18 protein-coding genes and 1 pseudogene are annotated in these 21,024 nt (G+C 42.4%); all 19 read left to right on the top strand.

Translation table 11 applies throughout. From position 1 onward, the window contains the following. Positions 1-59 precede the first annotated feature (59 nt). The 19 genes and pseudogenes from H8S51_RS15925 (at position 60) to uvrA (ending at position 20,848) form a co-directional block, all read left to right on the top strand. Positions 60-677: a histidine phosphatase family protein gene (locus H8S51_RS15925; RefSeq protein ID WP_117920328.1), complete on the top strand. Its 618-nt coding sequence runs from the start codon at positions 60-62 to the stop codon at positions 675-677. A gap of 28 nt (positions 678-705) precedes the next feature. Then, positions 706-2,190 carry a C69 family dipeptidase gene (locus H8S51_RS15920; RefSeq protein ID WP_186899904.1) on the top strand — a complete coding sequence of 495 codons (1,485 nt, stop codon included), beginning with the start codon at positions 706-708 and terminating at the stop codon, positions 2,188-2,190. A gap of 75 nt (positions 2,191-2,265) precedes the next feature. Further along, positions 2,266-3,189: a TAXI family TRAP transporter solute-binding subunit gene (locus H8S51_RS15915; RefSeq protein ID WP_186899916.1), complete on the top strand. Its 924-nt coding sequence runs from the start codon at positions 2,266-2,268 to the stop codon at positions 3,187-3,189. A gap of 53 nt (positions 3,190-3,242) precedes the next feature. Further along, positions 3,243-4,430 (top strand): sodium/glutamate symporter, encoded by a 1,188-nt coding sequence (gltS, locus tag H8S51_RS15910; protein ID WP_186899903.1) that lies wholly within the window; start codon positions 3,243-3,245, stop codon positions 4,428-4,430. A gap of 21 nt (positions 4,431-4,451) precedes the next feature. Further along, positions 4,452-4,631, top strand: coding sequence for a hypothetical protein (locus H8S51_RS15905; RefSeq protein ID WP_117920332.1), 180 nt, complete (start codon positions 4,452-4,454; stop codon positions 4,629-4,631). Between the two features lie 20 nt (positions 4,632-4,651). Continuing rightward, positions 4,652-5,587, top strand: coding sequence for a PfkB family carbohydrate kinase (locus H8S51_RS15900; protein WP_186899902.1), 936 nt, complete (start codon positions 4,652-4,654; stop codon positions 5,585-5,587). 165 nt (positions 5,588-5,752) lie between these two features. Further along, a complete protein-coding gene (locus H8S51_RS15895) occupies positions 5,753-5,890 on the top strand; it encodes a hypothetical protein (RefSeq protein ID WP_241070770.1) in 138 nt (45 codons plus the stop codon). A 269-nt stretch (positions 5,891-6,159) separates the two neighbouring features. Next, entirely contained in the window at positions 6,160-6,285 is a 126-nt protein-coding gene (locus H8S51_RS18140; RefSeq protein WP_256451903.1) for a hypothetical protein, read from the top strand. 260 nt (positions 6,286-6,545) lie between these two features. Next, entirely contained in the window at positions 6,546-7,031 is a 486-nt protein-coding gene (locus H8S51_RS15890) for a VanZ family protein (RefSeq protein WP_117920502.1), read from the top strand. 18 nt (positions 7,032-7,049) lie between these two features. Further along, positions 7,050-7,939: pseudogene (locus tag H8S51_RS15885) on the top strand (YitT family protein). A 39-nt stretch (positions 7,940-7,978) separates the two neighbouring features. Next, positions 7,979-8,884, top strand: coding sequence for a LysR family transcriptional regulator (locus H8S51_RS15880; RefSeq protein ID WP_117920340.1), 906 nt, complete (start codon positions 7,979-7,981; stop codon positions 8,882-8,884). A gap of 381 nt (positions 8,885-9,265) precedes the next feature. Then, positions 9,266-10,303 (top strand): methionine ABC transporter ATP-binding protein, encoded by a 1,038-nt coding sequence (locus tag H8S51_RS15875; RefSeq protein WP_186899901.1) that lies wholly within the window; start codon positions 9,266-9,268, stop codon positions 10,301-10,303. Further along, a complete protein-coding gene (locus tag H8S51_RS15870; protein WP_015521960.1) occupies positions 10,293-10,952 on the top strand; it encodes a methionine ABC transporter permease in 660 nt (219 codons plus the stop codon). The genes H8S51_RS15875 and H8S51_RS15870 overlap by 11 nt, the downstream gene beginning before the upstream one ends. 102 nt (positions 10,953-11,054) lie before the next feature. Next, positions 11,055-11,990 (top strand): MetQ/NlpA family ABC transporter substrate-binding protein, encoded by a 936-nt coding sequence (locus H8S51_RS15865; protein ID WP_117920345.1) that lies wholly within the window; start codon positions 11,055-11,057, stop codon positions 11,988-11,990. A 910-nt stretch (positions 11,991-12,900) separates the two neighbouring features. Next, the gene (locus H8S51_RS15860; RefSeq protein WP_117920347.1) at positions 12,901-13,278 is read left to right on the top strand and encodes an SdpI family protein; all 378 of its coding nucleotides are present in this window, start codon (positions 12,901-12,903) and stop codon (positions 13,276-13,278) included. A 27-nt stretch (positions 13,279-13,305) separates the two neighbouring features. After that, positions 13,306-13,491: a hypothetical protein gene (locus H8S51_RS15855; RefSeq protein WP_117920349.1), complete on the top strand. Its 186-nt coding sequence runs from the start codon at positions 13,306-13,308 to the stop codon at positions 13,489-13,491. Between the two features lie 1,096 nt (positions 13,492-14,587). After that, positions 14,588-15,790, top strand: a complete 1,203-nt coding sequence (locus H8S51_RS15850) for an FprA family A-type flavoprotein (RefSeq protein ID WP_186899900.1) — start codon at positions 14,588-14,590, stop codon at positions 15,788-15,790. A 190-nt stretch (positions 15,791-15,980) separates the two neighbouring features. Beyond that, entirely contained in the window at positions 15,981-17,963 is a 1,983-nt protein-coding gene (gene uvrB, locus H8S51_RS15845; RefSeq protein WP_117920353.1) for an excinuclease ABC subunit UvrB, read from the top strand. A gap of 20 nt (positions 17,964-17,983) precedes the next feature. Further along, positions 17,984-20,848, top strand: coding sequence for an excinuclease ABC subunit UvrA (uvrA, locus tag H8S51_RS15840; RefSeq protein WP_117920355.1), 2,865 nt, complete (start codon positions 17,984-17,986; stop codon positions 20,846-20,848). Positions 20,849-21,024 lie beyond the last annotated feature (176 nt).

Below are 21,024 nucleotides of genomic sequence, written 5' to 3'. Positions count from 1 at the left end.
AAACAACGTTATGGTACAATAGCTATCGCATGAGATTAAAATACAGAAAGGCAGAACATATGAAATTATACATAATCAGACACGGTGAAACATCGTGGAATAAAGAGAAAAAACTGCAGGGACAGCATGATATCATGTTAAATGACGCAGGTGTGCGTCTGGCAGAACTGACAGGTGAAGGAATGAAAGACATTGATTTTGATCTTGTCATTTCCAGCCCGCTGATCCGAGCAAAACAGACAGCAGAGCTTGTGATGGCGGGCAGACATCTTCCGATGATCACAGACAGACGTATCATAGAACTTTCTTTTGGCGACTGGGAGGGAGAATGTGTGAAAGACAGCAAAGTTCTTCCACCGGATTTTATTGATAAATTTTACAATGATCCTTATCACTGTATGAAAGCACCGGGCGGAGAAAGTTTTAAAGATGTTTTAAAACGGACCGAAGATTTTTATCAGTCGCTGGTACAGAACAAGGCATATGAAAATGCCACGATCTTTATATCAACACATGGGGCAGCCGGACGCTGTCTTTTAGCTAATTTTTATGAAGACAAAGAGGATATCTGGCGTGGCGGCATTCCGAAAAACTGTTCTGTCTGCATCGTTGAAGTAAAAGACGGTGTTGGGACAGTATTGGAAAAAGACAAAATTTTCTATGATGAAGCAGAATAGATAAAATACGCGAGAGGAGATAATAAAAATGGCGTGTACTACAATACTTGTTGGAAAAAATGCATCCTATGACGGATCTACAATGATCGCGAGAAATGATGATTCCGGTTCCGGACATTTTACACCGAAGAAATTTGTTGTTGTCCATCCGGATGAGCAGCCGAAAACATATAAATCTGTTCTTTCGCATGTGACGATTGAACTTCCGGATGATCCGATGCGTTATACGGCAGTGCCGAATGCCGTGGATGGGGAAGGTATCTGGGCAGCGGCAGGTGTCAATGAGGCAAATGTTGCGATGACGGCAACGGAGACGATCACATCAAATCCGCGTGTGCTTGGAGCAGATCCGTTAGTTGAAATTCAGCCGCCGGAAGATGGAAAAGAAGAAGTACCTGGCGGGATCGGCGAGGAGGATATCGTATGTATCGTTCTGCCGTATATCCGCAGTGCAAGAGAGGGTGTGAAACGCCTTGGTTCTCTGTTAGAACAGTACGGCACCTATGAGATGAACGGAATCGCTTTTCAGGATCAGGATGAGATCTGGTGGCTTGAGACGATCGGTGGGCATCACTGGATCGCAAGAAGGGTGCCGGATGATGTGTACGTTGTCATGCCAAATCAGCTTGGTATTGATCAGTTTGATCTTGAAGATGCACTATCTGAACAGAAAGAATATATGTGTTCTTCTGATATGAAAGAATTTATAGAAAAAAATCATCTGAACCTCTCAATGGATGGCAGCCTGAATCCGCGTGATGCATTTGGCAGCCACGATGATGCAGATCACGTATACAATACACCGAGAGCATGGTATATGGAGCGTTGTTTAAATCCCCATACAAAAGTCTGGGATGGAGAAAATGCGGACTATACACCGCAGTCGGATGATATCCCGTGGTGCATGGTACCGGAAAAGAAAATTACGGTGGAAGATGTAAAATATGTACTGTCCTCCCATTTTCAGGGGACACCGTACGATCCGTATGCGGCATACGGAGAGAAAAATATGCGTGGCGCATACCGTTCGATTGGGATCAACCGCAATGACTTTTTGGCAGTGATCCAGATGCGCCCTGAGATGGAGCATGACTGTAATGTGATCGAGTGGATCGCATTTGCATCCAATGCGTTCAACGTGCTGGTTCCATTTTATGCAGATATTGATGAGACCCCGGATTACCTTTGCAATACCACAGATGAGGTTTCTACAGATAATTTTTACTGGTCGAGCAGAATGATCGCGGCAATGGCTGATGCGTCTTACCGGAGTTCGGTATTCCATATTGAAAGATATAAAGAGCATGTACTGGCAAAAGGTCATGAACTGATCAACCGGTATGATGATCTGCTTTCAAAAGAAACCGATGCAGCAAAAAGAAAAGAGATCCGGCATGAGGCAAATCGTGCAGTTGCAGGAATGTTAAAGAAAGAGACGGCAGACACGCTCGATAAAGTGCTGTTTGAGCTGAGTGGTCAGATGAAGAATGCATATGCCAGATCGGATGCATAACCTGCAGATAAAAGGAAATGGAAAAGGAGAAGAGATAATTTGAAAAAAGGTCGTTATATTTTTCTTGGGCTGGCAATGATTTTATTGTTGGCAGGATGCAGTATGAACCGGAAAACGATCCGTTTTGGAGCTGCGGGCATTGGTGGAATGTATGATTCATTTTCCAATGCATTTGTCAGTCTTGCAAATAAAGAGGATTTTTCTTATAAACTTGAAACAAGAAATACTGCCGGATCGGCGGCAAATATCAGACTTCTTTCCGGAAAATATATAGAACTGGGAATTGCGCAGGCAGACCTGGTGGAGGAAGCCTATCATGGAACAGGGGAATTTCGTGATAAAGCATATCAGGGATATAAAGCGGTTGCAGCACTTTACCCGGAGGCATGTCAGATCGTGGTGAGAGCAGATTCGGATATTACATCATTAGATGATCTCCTTGGAAAAACGATCAGTATCGGAGCGGAGGAGTCAGGAACAGAGCGGAATGCAAAACAGATCCTGCTCGCACAGGGTATCAGCACGGATATGACAGAGACTGTTAATTTAGATTATACGGAAGCGGCAGCAAAACTTGCAGCGGGTGAGATAGATGCATTTTTCTGCACTGCTGGCACACAGACAACGGTGATCGGGGAACTCGCAAAGGAGTGCGGAATACGGCTTTTAAGTATCGATGTAAAATGCAGGGACAGATTAAAGGCTGCATATCCGTTCTATTCCGAATATACGATCCCGGCAGGTACCTATAACGGTCAGACGGAAGATGTAAAAACACTGTCTGTACAAGCAGTGCTGTTAGCTGGTGACAGTTTATCCGCGGATACGGTAAAGGAGCTGACGGCACTTCTGTTTTCTCATGAACAGGATATCAGATATGCGACATCGATCGGACTAAAAGAGGATGAGCAGTCTGCGATCGGGGGAATCACGATCCCATTTCATAAGGGGGCGGCAGCATACTATGCAGAATGCGGCATCGAGGTGCCGACAGAGTAGATACGGATCTGAATATCAGATACGGTTTGGAAATTAAGATTGAAAGGATAAATATGGAAGTTCAGTTGGATATGTATCAGACACTGGCAGCTTCAGTGCTGGTGCTGATGCTCGGTAGTTATTTAAAACAAAAAATACATGTTCTGGAAAAATTCTGTATCCCGGCACCGGTTGTCGGGGGACTGTTGTTTGCAATCGTCACCTGCATCTGTTACAGCAGCGGAATTATGGAGATTTCTTTTGATGATACATTAAGAGAAGTGTGTATGGTATTCTTCTTTACTTCGGTAGGATTTCAGGCAAATTTGAAAGTATTAAAGAGCGGAGGAAAGTCACTGGCAGGATTTTTAGGACTTGTCATTCTTCTGATCGTTTCACAGAATTTACTTGCGATCGGAACGTCACGTCTGCTTGGCATTGATTCGCTGATCGGTATGTGTACCGGTTCGATCCCGATGGTAGGCGGACATGGAACGGCGGGTGCGTTTGGCCCGGTTTTAGAGGATCTGAATGTGGAAGGTGCAACAACGATCTGTACGGCAGCAGCGACCTTTGGACTGATCGCCGGAAGTCTGATCGGTGGGCCGCTGGGGAAGCAGCTTATTGAGAAAAAGAACCTGCTTGATACGGTTGTGCCGGAGGATGACAGTCTTTTGGTGGAAGATAAGAAGAAACATGAGCGTCATACAAATATGTATGCATCGGCAGTATTCCAGCTTATTCTGGCAATCGGACTTGGAACTGTTTTTTCCTGGTTTCTGACAAAAACAGGAATGACATTTCCGATTTATATCGGTGCAATGATCGCTGCGGCTCTGTTTCGGAATATCGGAGAATACTCTGGTAAATTTGTGATCCATATGGGTGAGATCAATGATATCGGTGGTATTTCCCTGTCACTGTTTCTTGGAATGGCAATGATCACATTAAAACTCTGGCAGCTTGCATCACTTGCTCTGCCGCTTATCATATTGTTAGCAGTTCAGGCGATACTTATCTGTGTATTTACAAAATTTGTAGTATTTTATGTGATGGGAAGAGACTATGATGCAGCAGTACTTGCAGCAGGAACCTGTGGATTTGGAATGGGAGCGACACCGAATGCTATGGCAAACATGCAGGTACTTTGTGAAAAATATGCCCCTTCCGTAAAGGCGTACCTGATTATTCCGCTGATCGGAAGTTTATTTGCAGATTTTATCAACAGTCTGGTCATCACATTTTTCATTAATATATTATAAATAGAAGAAACGGAGATGTTTATGTTTAAATTCAGAAAGAAAAGAGAGAAAGGTCACGAATATAATCTGACTTATGATAATCTTGCAGTCCCGGAGATCCATACACATGAGCCGGAAGAAGCAGCAGAGGAAGAGGACAAAAAGCCGGGAATCACCTATGACAGTGTGGCAATCCCGGAGATTCATATCAGAAAAAAATAGCAGAAAGGTAATTTTAACAGATGGCAGTAAATAAAAATGGAATCGTAGTAATTGGTGCGGTATTTGTGGATATTAAAGGATTTCCGGAAGATATTTATATTCCGGACGGAAGAAATGCAGGAAGAATTGAATATATCCATGGAGGTGTCAGCCGTAATGTTGTGGAAGATATCGCCAATATCGAACTGCGGCCTACATTTCTGGGAATCGTGGATGATTCAGCACTTGGAAGTGAGGTCATTCACAAACTACAGAATCATAAAGTAAATACAGAATACATGCTGACGATTCCAAATGGAATGGGAACCTGGCTTGCGGTATTTGATCATCACGGAGATGTTGCCGGTTCGATCTCGCAGAGACCGAATCTGATGCCGATCCTTGATGTGCTGGAAAAATCAGGGAATGAGATTTTTGAAAATGCTGATTCCGTTGTGATTGAAGTGGATATGGATAAAGAGATCGTCAAAAAAGTCGTGAATTTGTGTGAAAAATTCAAAAAACCGCTTTACGGGGTTGTCAGCAATATGAGTATTGCGGCAGAGAGAAGAGATTTTCTGCGGAAATTTGACTGCTTTATCTGCAACCAGTTAGAGGCAGGAATGTTTTTTTCTGATGATTACAGTGAAAAGACACCGGAAGAACTTGCAGAGATCCTTGCAGGCTGTGTAAAACGTGCCAATATTCCTTCCATGGTCGTTACCATGGGCGGCAAGGGTGCAGTATATGCGGACAGGGAAGGTATTTATGGAGTGTGCCCGGCAAAAAAGGTACAGGTAAAAGATACGACAGGAGCGGGTGATGCGTTCTGCGCAGGTGTGGCAAGTGGACTGACATATCAGAAAACGTTGGAAGAAGCAGTAGAGATTGGAACACGTCTGGCTGCATCCGTGATCACATCATCCGAAAATGTCTGTCCGCGATTCCTCCCTGCGGAACTTGGAATTGATGCCTGAGGATAAAAAATCTTATAAATTAAGAATGTAGAATACAGAAAGGACGAGTTAAAGAGAATATAGAACATTTCTATTTTAATGCCGTCAAATCTATGCTAAACTCATGGGCAGAAAGCAACGGTTTCAATAAGTGCCGGAGCATTACGAAAGATGAGGAGCAGAGTGATGGAGTTGGAAAGTGTATTTTTAGACAATCTTCCGGACACAGCAAATATGATCTTAAATATCCTGTGGGACAGAAATGAGGAAATGTGTACCGCTGAATTAACAGATGCAGTGAATGAAGTATATAACAGACGCTGAGAGAAGAACATGATACAGGAATTTATTAATCTGCTTATCCGGATGGACTATGTGGAGAAGAAGCGGCATGGATTTCGTGTATATTATGCTGCGTTAGGTGCAGATTATGAATTGTAAAAAAAATCTGAAAATTAATAAGAAATGATAAAATATCAAAAAAACAGATGGATAATACTTGACTTTGCTGATTTATAGTGCTATAACGTAACCGAAGCAAGGAAATAAAGTAAAAAGGATGAAAGATGATATGCAGAAAGGAAGCGTATAGTATGTCAGATAAGAATCCAAAACATCCATTAAAAAAGAAAAAGGTGGCAGCCAAGATCAATATTGCAGATCATGCCGCAGTAGAAGAGGCAAGAGAGACACATAAGTCAAAGAAACATGTATATTGATGAGTGGTTACAAAGTAGATGAGAGATACCCGGAGTCTTAGGATTCCGGGTATTTTTATGTAATAGCAAAATTCGTTGAAATACCCTATTATATAAAAAGCCCTCCGGGCAGGATTCTGCCTTTACAAATTAAAAAAGATATATTACGATAATTTCCGGCAGAAAGAGATCAGTGTGAAAATAAGATATTTCACACACAAGATTTGTGCTTACACACAAACTTGATATGCGCAAAAGACAGCGCAAGAATGGAGATTTTTATGAAAGAATTACTTTATGGTATCGTGGAACTGCTCGCAAAGATACACAGTTATCTGCTTCGTTTAAACGATGCATATGAATACAATTTCAGCGACAAGGAACTGCATTTTTTGGTCATTGGAATTTTGGGAATGATGTTTATTTTTGTGGTGTATCCGGTTTTTAAATGGCTTGCAAAACACGATCATGTCATGGTGATCGCATGGATTTATGTTTTTACGCTGATCATCGTGATCACGTTTGCGATCGAGATCGGTCAGAAGGTAACGAACACCGGTAATATGGAGTTTGCAGATATTGTCTTTGGTGTAGTCGGGTTTATTGTGATGTTTTTTGTCTTTGCGATTATACGTGAGATTTACAAGGGAATCTTAAGTCTGATCCGTGATACGACACATCAGGATCAAAACCGCAGTAAAAAGAGACATCAGAGAGCATATGACGAATACGAAGAAGATGTCATGGATGAAGATCGCGAAGAATAAGATTTTTCACATGCAGAAATGAGGATTTTTATGAAGCAGATTTTAAAAAGAGTAGTGGAAACGCTCATCGTAATATTTGGAAACTGTATTTATGCGTTTGGAATTGCAATGTTTATTTTACCAAGCGGCTTATCACAGGTGGAACGACAGGTATCGCATTGTTTGTCAATGATGTTTTTCACACACCGGTCACCGTGTTTGTGCTTGTGTTTAATACGATTATGTTTCTGATCGGTTTTTTTGCATTTGGATGGAAATTTGCGGCAAATACGGTCGTGAGTACGTTCAGTTACCCGATCGCACTCGAATTGATCACGAGACTGCTTGGTGGTTACCGTATCACAGATGATCTGATCCTTTGCACGGTCTTTGGAGGTATCTGTATCGGGGCAGCGATCGGACTTGTCATCAGAATGGGAGCTTCCACAGGAGGTATGGATATCCCGCCTTTGATCTTAAATAAGTATTTTAAGATCCCGGTTTCAAGTTCTGTTTATGTATTTGATATGCTGATCTTACTGCTTCAGGTATTTCACAGCAGTGGAGAGCAGGTGCTTTACGGTATCCTGCTTGTGATCGTATACAGTGCAGTACTGGATAAATGTCTGATGCTTGGTACTGCAAAAATGCAGATCAAGGTTGTCAGCAGCCATATTGATGAGATCCGCACGGCAGTGTTAAATGATATCGACCGCGGTGTGACGCTGTTAAACAGTGAGACCGGATTTTTAAGAAACAATACAATGATGCTTCTGACTGTGGTATCTATGCGTGAGCTTGCCAGAACGGAAAAACTGATCCATGAAGTAGACCCGGATGCCTTTGTGATTATCAATAAAGTCAGTGAAGTGTCCGGAAGAGGTTTTTCCAGTAAGAAGAGATATTTAAAACAGGAAAATACAGATTAGTGTGAAAAATATTTTTCACACGCAGGAATGAGGATTAGTATGACACTGCAGCAGTTAAAATACGCTTTGACGATCGCGGACTGTGGATCGATGAACGAGGCGGCAAAAACGTTATTTCTCTCCCAGCCGAGTCTGTCAGAGACGATCCGGGAATTAGAGACAGAGATCGGATTTGATCTTTTTGTGCGTTCTAACCGTGGAATTCTTGTGACACCGGAAGGGGAAGAGTTTTTAGGATATGCAAGACAGGTTACGGAGCAGTTTCATCTGCTTACTACCCGCTATATTGATAAACAGGTTAAAGAAAAGTTCAGTGTATCCATGCAGCATTATACGTTTGCAGTCAAGGCATTCGTGGAGACGGTAAAACAGGCTGGAATGGAACGGTATGAATTTGCAGTCCATGAGACAACGACATATGATGTGCTTGAAAATGTAAAGAATTTTCGCAGTGAGATCGGGGTTTTATATCTGAATGATTTCAATGAAAAAGTCATGAATAAGATCATCAGGGAACATGGACTGGAATTTATCGAACTGTTTTCCTGTGATACTTATGTTTATCTCTGGTCGGGACATCCGCTGGCAAAAAAAGGAGAGATATCGATGGAGGAGCTGGATGCATATCCGTGTCTTTCTTTTGATCAGGGAGAGCATCATTCCCTTTATCTGGCGGAGGAAATGAAAAGCACTTATGATTATAAAAGACTCATTAAGGCAAATGACCGTGCCACGCTTCTGAATCTGATGATTGGATTAAATGCCTATACGCTCTGTTCCGGAATTATCTGTGAGGAACTAAACGGCAGTGACTATATGGCAATCCCGTTAAAGGAAACGGAGAAAATGCGCATTGGCTATGTGAAGCGGAAAGGGGCAAAAGTCAGCCATATCGGGGAGATCTATATCGGAGAATTAAAAAAATACAGGGAAAATGTGATGTGATCAGCTATAGGCGAAACCTATAACCAACTCAAGGTTTCCAATATTAACACTTTCTGTAACTACCTGTTATAATAAGGACTATCAAATCAAGACAGAGCAGTAGGAGAAAGGAGAGATCAGATATGCGTACAGAAATTAAGACCTATACAACAGCAGACAAAATGATGATGACAGGATCCATGTGCGGCATGATGTGTATGTGCTGTATGGGACGATTTCGTGTGCGGGAAGATATCTGATTTTATGCGTTGATAGAAAATGTAAAACAGATGTTTCCGCGAGGGAGCATCTGTTTTTTTGCCTTAATGCCAGATTTGTGATAAGATGGAGCGCGGAGCACACACAGGTGCTCACATAGGGCAGGAAGAAAGGAGAACATGTATGGCAGCAATTGAGGTCAGACATCTCTATAAAAAGTTTGAACAAAAGGGAGTGACCGTTGAGGCATTAAGTGATATCAATCTGACGGTGGAGCAGGGCGATATCTACGGAATCATCGGTATGTCGGGAGCTGGAAAAAGTACACTGGTACGATGCTTAAATTTCTTAGAGAAACCGACAGAAGGTCAGGTGCTGATCGAGGGTCAGGAATTAGGAGCATTGACAGAGAAGGAATTAAGAGGGCAGCGCAGCGATATTGCGATGATTTTTCAGAATTTTAACCTTCTGATGCAAAAGAGTGTACTTGACAATGTATGTTTCCCGATGCAGATCCAGGGAAAGAAAAAGAAAGAGGCGCGGGAAAGAGCGAGAGAGCTTTTAAAGACGGTCGGGCTTTCCGAAAAGGAAAAAGCGTATCCGGCACAGCTTTCCGGAGGACAGAGACAGAGAGTTGCGATCGCAAGAGCACTTGCTTCGGATCCGAAGATCTTACTTTGTGATGAGGCAACCAGTGCCTTAGATCCACAGACAACCGCTTCCATTCTTTCACTTTTAAAGGAGATCAATGAAAAACTTGGCATTACGATCGTGATCATCACACATCAGATGTCAGTGATCCGTGAGATCTGCAGTCATGTGGCGATCATTGAACACGGTATCCTTGTGGAAGACGGACTGGTAGAGGATATTTTTTCCCATCCAAAATCAAAAGCTGCAAAAGAACTGATCCTAAGAGATCAGCCTGGCAATAACAATGCACCGTTAGCGGGTGCAGTTCAGGAGCGCATGCAGGGGGATAAAAAGATCAGGGTCGTCTTTTCAGAGAATTCCGCATTTGAACCGGTCATTGCAAATATGATCTTACAGTTTAAAACGCCGGTAAATATTTTAAGGGCAGACACCAAGAATGTCGGTGGTGTTGCAAAGGGAGAGATGATCTTAGGACTTCCGGAGGACAGACATTTACAGGTAGATATCGAGGAATATTTAAAAGAAAAAGGACTTGCAGTTGAGGAGGTGACCGAAGATGTGGAATGAGCAGATTATCATGATGCTGTTAGAGGGTATCAAAGACACACTTTATATGACGTTGACATCTACGCTGATCGGTTATGTGATCGGACTTCCGATGGGAATCCTGTTAACGGTCACTGACAAAGATGGAATCCATCCGAATGCAGCAGTTTACAAGGTATTAGATGTCATTGCAAACCTGATCCGAAGCGTACCGTTTTTAATTTTACTGATCGTGCTGATTCCGTTTACGAGATTTCTGATCGGAAGAAGCTATGGACCGACGGCGACGATCGTTCCGCTTGTCATAGCAGCAGCACCATATATTGCACGAATGGTTGAATCTTCTTTAAAAGAAGTGGACGCAGGTGTCATTGAGGCAGCACGTTCCATGGGGGCTTCTAATTTTACGATTGTGACAAAAGTTATGTTAGTGGAAGCACGCACATCCCTGATCGTAGGGGCAACCATTTCACTTGGAACCATTTTAGGATATTCTGCAATGGCTGGAACTGTCGGTGGAGGCGGACTTGGAGATATCGCAATCCGCTATGGTTATACCAGATGGCAGACAGATATTATGATCGTAACCGTTATTTTACTGGTAATCTTATTCCAGATATTCCAGACGATCGGTATGAAACTTGCGAGCAATTTAGATCGCAGAAAATAAACGTAAACAATGTTTTTCACATTATTATAAATTTAGGAGGAAAATCCTCTGCTCCTGCAAGGGCAGTCGCATTTTTCTTCGAAAAACAAGGAGGATTATATTATGAAAAAAAGAGTACTTACCACAATCTTAGCAGGCGTTTTAGCTGTATCTGCATTCGCAGGATGCGGCAGCAGCAACACAGCAGGCAATGCAGCTGCAGATAATAACGCAGCAGCAGAAACAAACGATGCAGCAGTTGCAGACACCACTGCAGCAGAAAGTGAAGCATCCGAGAGCGTAGCTGACACACAGACAACAGAGGGCGGCACAATTACCGTAGCAGCTTCTGCAACACCACATGCAGAGATCTTAGAGGAAGCAAAGAAAATTCTTGCAGATCAGGGCTGGGACTTAGAGATTACCATTTTTGATGACTATGTACTTCCAAACGAAGTAGTAGAGAGCGGTGAGTTCGATGCAAACTACTTCCAGCACATCCCGTACTTAGAGAACTTCAATACAGAGAAAGGTACACACCTTGTCAATGCTGGCGGTATCCATTATGAGCCATTCGGAATTTATCCGGGAACAAAGAAAGATCTCTCTGAGTTAGCAGATGGCGATACGATCGCAGTACCGAACGATACAACAAACGAGGCAAGAGCATTATTACTGTTACAGGACAACGGTATCATTACTTTAAAAGATGGCGCTGGTTTAGAGGCAACTGTAAATGATATCGCTGAGAATCCGCACAACATCAAGATCGAAGAGCTTGCAGCAGAGCAGGTAGCAAGAGTAGCACCGGAAGTTGCATTTGTTGTATTAAACGGTAACTATGCATTACAGGCAGGTTATTCCGTAGCACAGGATTCCTTAGCATATGAGACATCTGATTCTGAAGCAGCAAAAACTTATGTAAATGTTATCGCTGTAAAAGAAGGAAATCAGAACAACCCTGGCATCCAGGCACTTGTAAAAGTATTAAAATCTGATGATATCAAAAAATTCATCAACGATACTTATGATGGTGCGGTTATTCCATTTGAGGACTAATTGATTCCTAATCAGAAATGAATATAAAAAAGAGAAAGGGCATGGCGGAGACGTCATGTTCTTTTTTTGTACCTTGTGGATGGCTTAGAATGTAATAAAATGAGTTGTCTGATAAATGATGGTTTGTGGGTGATATGAGTTTCCTCGTGTAGGGTGGTTCTGGGGATTTTAGATTGGCAAATTGCATCAAGCCGGGACTGTTTTGTTCCGTTGTCCGAAAATAAGAAAGTCTAAGTATGCCTGATTTAGTTTTATGCCGGAGTGACGTGTGCGTCCTAAATGTGCCGTCCGGGCACATTAGGACTTGTGCTGCCGTCCGTGGCAGCACAACACTGTATTGTGAACAGGCATACAAAGACTTTCTAATTTTCTCCCAAAGTCACAAAACAGGTTCCGGCTTGATGCGATTTGCCAGCCACTAAGTTGTGAACCACCCTTCGCCGGGGAACTTATTTTACAACCTTGGGGGGACGTAAATTTTTAGTGTTTTATGTGTGAATCTGATTAAAAAAATATTTTCAAATAACTATATTCAATAGTTTATTATTTTTGTCCCTATTTACATTTGTGTGTCTGATGTATCAACAGTATAATTATACATTTCACGAATTGCGTATGCAATTAGAAAATCAAGTAGTCCAAATTCAAATACAAACCAATGAGGCTTTTCAGATAATCTGGGAAGCCTTTTTAAGAGGTTGTGATTTTAAGGTAATGAGTACAAGCATTAACCAATGTCTATGAGGCTGTTTTTCAAACACCAAGATATAGAAAATATAAAATATTTTTGAAAGGAAACTATTATGGAAAACAAATCACAAATCACAGACATTAGTTTGGATGTAGTATTTTTTATCAACATGTGTTAGCCTACTGTTATACAATCGGTACGTGAAGGGAGGAGCTGTTTATGTGGTTTTGGTGGTTTATGTTAATATGTGATCTGATAATTCCTATTGCTATGGTCATTGGTGGAAGAATGATGTGGAAACATTGTCCAAAAAATATAAATAGTATGTCAGGCTACAGAACAACTCGCTCAATGAAAAATATGGATACATGGAAATTTGCGAATGACTACTGCGGAAGAATTTGGTGGAAAATAGGATGGGTAATGATTATACCATCTGCTTTGATACATATTCCATTATATCATAGTGATAAGAATACGATTGGATTTGCAGGGTTGATTCTTGTGACAATTCAATGCTTTATTATGATTATATCAATTTATCCGACAGAGAAAGCTTTAAAAAAACATTTTAATGATGATGGAACACGTAGATAACTACAATTTGACGAGGAGATGATTTACATGAAAAAGAGTCTATCAAGGATTATCGGTTTGATGATGCTGATTATAGCTATTGTATTTATAATGTATGCATTGAACCATCCAGAAATGAGTTTTCCATGGAACAATACTATTACGTGGTTGCTGTATGGTGTATATTTTCTTGTGACAGTAGTGTTGCTTATTGCACCTAAAATGAAGAAGTGAGAAATTCCAGTTTGTCAATTACAGGTGACATTGAAAGAGCCAGTCCATTCAAGGTGCTGGCTCTTTCAAAATTCCATTCTAATAAATTGCACGACAACTTAGAGTAAAAATGAATACCCATTAGTAAGAAGTGAATAGAAAATGAATAAAAGAGTGGTGTTTCGTATAGTTATGAGCTAGTATGCATCAGACACACTTTTGTAAATAGGGAGTTATTTTTGATTACACTGGCAAAAACCTCGATATATAACACTATGCTCATATTTATTGCCATACACATTTGAAAATATTTTGTGTTATTGGTCTGGAAATTTACGAAAAAATTCATGTAATACAATGTAGCAGATGGAAAATCTGGGGAGCCATTAGGTTGAATATTAATGATACAGCACATTAGCATTTTAAGCATATTTCCATTTGTGCGAATATCGAAAATTCGCACCTACGCCCCCAGTTTTGAGATGAACCGCCCACCCAAATGGTGTTTCATAACCTGGAGGCTGGCATCTTGCGCAAAGCCGAAGCTAATTTTGTGACTTTGGGAGAAAATTAGAAAAACTTGGTCTGCCTGTAGTTACACAGTGATGTTCTGCCACGGATGGCAGAACAAGGCTTCACGAGCCAAGGATGGCTCGTTGAATGCCGGTCACGTCACTCCGCCATAACCTAAATCAGGCAGACCTAGCTTTTCTTATTTTCGGACAACGGAACCAAAATTAACTCCGGCTTTGCGTAAGATGCCACTCACAAGCCTGCGACACACCATTTGGACGGGCGACGCATATCACCCACAAACCATCATTTGTCGGGGGGATTGTAGGATGTTGCCATGGAGAAGTAGCATGGAAAAACATTTGACAAAAACTGGAATATTTGATATTATAATAACAGTAATGATTACTATTATTGTATAGACGTAATGATAGAACATTCGAGAAACATGTATTTTATCATTTGAAATCAGATTTTGATATGAGAAACGGTGAAAATAAACAATTTATAAAATCACATTCTGTTCGTTGAAACCCAAATAAGCATGTGGTATGATTTCACCGGAAAAGCCAATAATAGAATGGAAAGAGAGAGGGATACGGATATGTATAATATTAGAAAAGTTACGGATGACATTACATGGATCGGAGCGAGTGACCGCAGACTGGCATTGTTTGAAAATATTTTTCCAATCAGCCGCGGCGTATCTTACAACTCCTATATTCTGGTGGATGAGCAGACCGTTCTTTTTGATACCGTAGATGCTTCCGTTGCAGGACAGTTTTTTGAAAATCTGGAGGCGGTTTTAGAGGGAAGAACATTGGACTACCTGATCGTAAATCATATGGAGCCGGATCATTGTGCAATGATCGGTGATATTGTACGAAGATATCCGGATGTTAAGATCGTTGGAAATACGAAAACATTTGGGATGATGAACCAGTTCTTTGGAACAGATTTTGCAGAACGTTCCATTGTAGTAAAAGAGGGTGATACATTATCAGCCGGAAAGCATACGCTTCATTTTGTGATGGCACCTATGGTACACTGGCCGGAAGCGATGGTAACTTATGATGATGTGGATAAAGTGTTATTTTCGGCAGATGGATTTGGTTCTTTTGGCGCATTAAATGGCAATATTTTTGCTGATGAAGTTGATTTTGACCGTGACTGGCTGGATGATGCAAGACGTTATTATACGAATATTGTTGGAAAGTACGGAGCCTCTGTACAGACATTATTAAAGAAGGCAGCAGGACTTGATATTGCTATGATCTGTCCGCTGCATGGACCGGTCTGGAGAGAAAACCTGCCGTATATTCTGGAAAAATACCAGAAATGGAGTACTTATGAAGCAGAAGATCAGGCGGTTGTGATCATGTATGCGTCTATGTATGGCAATACGGCATCTGCTGCAGATGCACTTGCAGGTGCGCTTGCAGTGCGCAGTGTGAAGAAAATTGCAGTTTACGATGTATCCAATACACATGTTTCTGAGCTGATCAGTGAGATCTTCCGTGCAAGCCATCTGGTGTTTGCAGTACCGACTTATAATGCCGGAATTTATCCGGTTATGGAAAACCTGCTTTCTGATATGAAGGCGCTGGCTGTTCAGAAAAAGACGGTTGCGGTCATGGAAAATGGAACCTGGGCACCAACAGCCGCAAAGCAGGTAAAAGAAAAACTTGGCGAAATGAAAGATATGACGATACTCGATGCCGGACTTACCATTAAATCCGCAATGCATGCTGGTCAGAAGGCAGAGCTGGATGCATTGGCAGATGAGATCGTAAAGAGTATGATGTAGTAAGATTGCAGGGCGAAGCATAGGATAAAACAATGTCCTATGCTTTGTTTTTACAGAAAAAACAGAACAAAAGTTCGATTTTTGCTGTACATTTTTTTGATTGAATGATATACTGGAAACAGAATCATACTAAATATTGATGTCAGATGTTCCCAGATAGAAAAATTCATTGGGAGAAATGAGGAATACCATGGATCATTTCAAATTACATTCAAAATATAAACCGACCGGGGATCAGCCTCATGCGATCGAAGAACTGGTAAAAGGATTTGAGGAAGGCAATCAGTTTCAGACTTTACTGGGTGTTACAGGTTCCGGTAAGACTTTTACAATGGCAAATGTGATTCAGGCACTGAATAAGCCAACACTTATCATATCCCATAATAAAACACTGGCAGCGCAGTTATATGGGGAGATGAAAGAGTTTTTTCCGGAAAATGCAGTGGAGTATTTTGTGTCCTACTATGATTATTACCAGCCGGAAGCATATGTGCCTCAGACGGATACCTATATCGCAAAAGACTCGGCAATCAATGAAGAAATAGATAAACTGCGCCTTTCTGCGACAGCTGCACTGGTGGAGCGTAAGGATGTGATCGTGGTGGCGTCTGTTTCCTGTATTTATGGTCTGGGCAGCCCGGAAGATTATCTTGGAATGATGGTTTCCTTAAGACCTGGGATGGAGAGAGACAGGGATGATGTACTCCGCGCCCTGGTTGATATCCAGTATACAAGAAATGATATGGATTTTCACCGCGGTACGTTCCGTGTGCGGGGGGATACGTTAGAGATTTTTCCGGCAAACTATGGAGATACGGCAGTACGCGTGGAATTTTTCGGTGATGAGATCGACCGTATTACAGAGATTGATGTGCTGACCGGAGAGATCAAATGTGAACTGGAGCATTTTGCCGTGTTCCCGGCATCCCATTACGTTGTGCCGCAGGAGAAGATTTTAAAGGCATGTGAAGCGATCGAACAGGAATTGGACGAGCGCATCCGGTATTTTAAAGGTGAGGACAAGCTGCTTGAGGCGCAGCGTATTTCGGAGAGGACTAATTTTGATATAGAGATGCTGAAAGAAACGGGATTCTGCAGCGGCATTGAGAATTATTCAAGGCATCTTGCAGGACTTCCGGCAGGGGCGACACCGCATACGCTGATGGATTATTTTAAGGATGATTATCTGATCATTGTGGATGAGTCACATATCACAATCCCACAGATCCGCGGCATGTATGCGGGAGACCAGTCGAGAAAGTCAACGCTGGTCGACTATGGTTTCCGTCTGCCATCAGCGAAGGATAACCGTCCGCTTAATTTTGAAGAGTTTGAGAGCAAGATAGATCAGATGCTGTTTGTATCGGCGACTCCGAATGTATATGAAGATGAACACGAACTGCTCCGTACAGAGCAGATCATCCGTCCGACCGGATTACTTGATCCGGAGGTTGTGGTACGTCCGGTGGAGGGGCAGATTGATGATCTGATCGGCGAGGTTAATAAAGAGATTAAAGATCATCATAAGGTGCTGATCACAACACTGACGAAGAAGATGGCAGAAGATCTGACCGATTATATGCGTGAGATTGGTATCCGCGTGAAATATCTTCATTCAGATATTGATACATTAGAACGTGCTGAGATCATAAGAGATCTGCGTCTGGATGTATTTGACGTGCTTGTCGGCATCAACCTGCTGCGAGAGGGACTGGATATACCGGAGATCACGCTGGTGGCGATTTTAGATGCTGATAAAGAGGGATTCTTAAGATCGGAGACATCACTGATACAGACGATCGGACGTGCTGCGCGTAACAGTGAGGGACACGTTATCATGTATGCAGATAAGATCACAGATTCCATGCGTGTCGCGATAGAGGAGACAAAGCGGCGTCGTGAGATACAGCAGGCATATAATGAAGAACATGGCATTACACCTACAACGATCCAGAAATCTGTGCGGGAACTGATCAGCGTATCTAAGAAGGTAGCAAAGGAAGAAATGAATTTCAAAAAAGATCCGGAATCCATGAACCGGGACGAGCTTACAAAGCTGATCGCAGATATCCAGAAGAAGATGCAGAAGGCTGCGGCAGACCTAAACTTCGAGGCGGCTGCGGAATACCGCGACAAGATGGTGGAATTAAAGAGCATGCTGCGTGATATGTAATAAGAAAAGGACAGTAAATCATGAAAAAAACAAGTGAAAGAAAATACATTAAGATCAGAGGTGCAAATGAGCATAATCTGAAAAATATTGATGTAGATATTCCAAGAGATGAATTTGTCGTGCTGACCGGACTTTCCGGTTCCGGAAAATCATCGCTTGCGTTTGATACAATATATGCGGAGGGACAGAGACGGTATATGGAGTCACTTTCCTCTTATGCAAGACAGTTCTTAGGACAGATGGAAAAGCCAAATGTAGAGAAAATTGAAGGATTGTCTCCGGCAATCTCCATCGACCAGAAATCAACGAATCGTAATCCAAGATCTACCGTTGGAACTGTTACGGAGATTTACGATTATTTTCGTCTGTTGTATGCAAGGGTCGGTATCCCACATTGCCCAAAGTGTGGCAGGGAGATTAAAAAACAGACAGTTGACCAGATGGTCGATCAGATCATGACACTTCCGGAGCGTACTAAGATCCAGCTTTTAGCACCGGTGGTACGGGGAAGAAAAGGAGAGCACCAGAAGCTGTTAGAACAGGCAAAGCGCAGCGGTTATGTGCGTGTGATCGTAGATGGCAGTATGTATGAGCTGACCGAGGAAATTAAACTCGATAAGAATAAAAAGCATAATATCGAGATAGTGGTAGACCGTCTGATGGTAAAACCGGGTATTGAGAAGCGTTTATCAGATTCCATTGAAAATGTACTGGAGTTGTCAAAGGGACTGATGACGGTGGATGTGATCGATGGGGAGCCGATCCAGTTCTCGGAGAGTTTTTCCTGTCCGGACTGCGGTATCAGTATCGGAGAGATTGAACCGCGGAGTTTTTCATTTAATAATCCATTTGGTGCGTGTCCGACCTGTTTCGGACTTGGTTATAAAATGGAGTTTGATGTGGATCTGATGATTCCGGACAAGCGTCTTTCAATTGCGGAGGGGGCAATCCAGGTTATGGGATGGCAGTCCTGTACAGATCCGTCGAGTTTTACGTATGCTGTGTTAAAAGCATTGACCGAAGAATATCATTTTTCATTGGAGACACCGTTTCAGGATTATCCGGATGAGATTAAATACGTGATCCTGCATGGAACAGATGGCAAAGAACTAAAGGTACATTATAAGGGAATGCGTGGCGAAGGTATTTATGATGTGGCATTTGAGGGACTGATCCGGAATGTACAGCGCAAATACCGTGAGACCGGTTCTGATACCATGAAGCAGGAATATGAGCAGTTTATGCGTATCACTCCGTGTGAAACATGTAAGGGACAGCGTCTGAAAGCAGAATCATTAGCTGTTACAGTTGCGGATAAGAATATTTATGAGATTACATCCATGTCCGTAAAAAGTCTCGGAAGTTTTCTGAATGACATGGAGTTAAGTCATCAGCAGCATCTGATCGGAGATCAGATCTTAAAAGAAATCCGTGCGCGTGTGGGATTTTTAAATGAAGTCGGACTCGATTATCTGTCACTGTCCCGTGCTACTGGAACGCTTTCCGGTGGAGAGGCACAGCGTATCCGGCTGGCAACTCAGATCGGCTCCGGTCTTGTGGGTGTGGCTTATATTTTAGATGAGCCGTCTATTGGTCTGCACCAGAGAGACAATGATAAGCTGCTTGGTGCATTAAAGAATTTGAAAGATCTTGGAAATACACTGATCGTTGTAGAGCATGATGAGGATACGATGCTTGCTGCGGATTATATAGTGGATATCGGCCCCGGTGCAGGTGCGCACGGTGGACAAGTGGTAGCGTGCGGAACTGCAGAAGAAATCATGAAAAATAAAAATTCTGTGACAGGTGCTTATTTAAGCGGCAGAATTAAGATCCCGGTTCCGTCAGAGCGCAGAAAGCCGACCGGATTTCTGACAATAAAAGGTGCGAGGGAGAATAACCTTAAAAATATCGATGTGAAGGTTCCGCTTGGTATCATGACCTGTATTACAGGTGTTTCTGGTTCGGGAAAGAGTTCTCTCACCAATGAAATATTATATAAAAGACTGGCAAGAGACTTAAACCGTGCAAGATGTATTCCGGGCAAACATGATGATATCCTTGGCATTGAACAGTTAGACAAAGTGATCGATATCGACCAGTCCCCGATCGGAAGAACACCGCGATCAAATCCTGCGACGTATACAGGGGTATTTGATATGATCCGTGATCTTTTTGCTGCAACACCGGATGCGAAGGCGAAGGGATATAAGAAGGGAAGATTCAGTTTCAATGTAAAAGGAGGGCGCTGTGAGGCATGTTCAGGTGATGGAATTTTAAAGATAGAGATGCATTTTCTGCCGGACGTATATGTTCCGTGTGAGGTTTGTGGTGGAAAGCGTTATAACCGTGATACATTAGAAGTAAAATATAAAGGTAAGAGCATCTATGATGTGCTTGACATGACAGTAGAAGAGGCTTTGAAATTCTTTGAAAATGTACCTGCAATCGCAAGAAAGATCCAGACACTCTATGATGTGGGACTGTCGTATGTCAAACTTGGACAGCCATCAACGGAACTTTCCGGTGGAGAGGCACAAAGAATCAAACTGGCAACGGAACTGTCGAAGCGAAGCACAGGCAAGACGATTTACATTCTCGATGAGCCGACAACAGGACTCCATTTTGCAGATGTCCATAAGCTGATCGAGATCCTGCGAAGACTTTCGGATGGTGGAAACACTGTGATCGTGATCGAGCATAATTTAGACGTGATAAAGACGGCAGATTATATTATCGATATGGGACCGGAAGGCGGAGACGGTGGCGGAACTGTGATCGCACAGGGAACACCGGAGGAAGTTGCAGAAGTGCCGGGATCCTATACGGGATATTATGTGAAAAAATATCTTGAGAGAGACAGGGAGAACTGTCAGGAATCTTAAGTATGTAAGAACTGTAAAAATATAAAGAAAGCAGGATTGACTGCATCAAAAGAGGCGCTGCAACTGCAGCGCCTTATTACATTCGGGGAGTACTCCCCGGAATCCCTTGCGGAAAACCGGGAAGCATGAGTTATGAAAAATTATACTGCCCGTCAGACTTACTGACGGTTGGGTCC

This window comes from Roseburia rectibacter (assembly GCF_014287515.2).
Classification (GTDB): Bacteria; Bacillota; Clostridia; order Lachnospirales; family Lachnospiraceae; genus Roseburia; species Roseburia rectibacter.
This window is presented reverse-complemented; position numbering and strand designations above follow the sequence as displayed.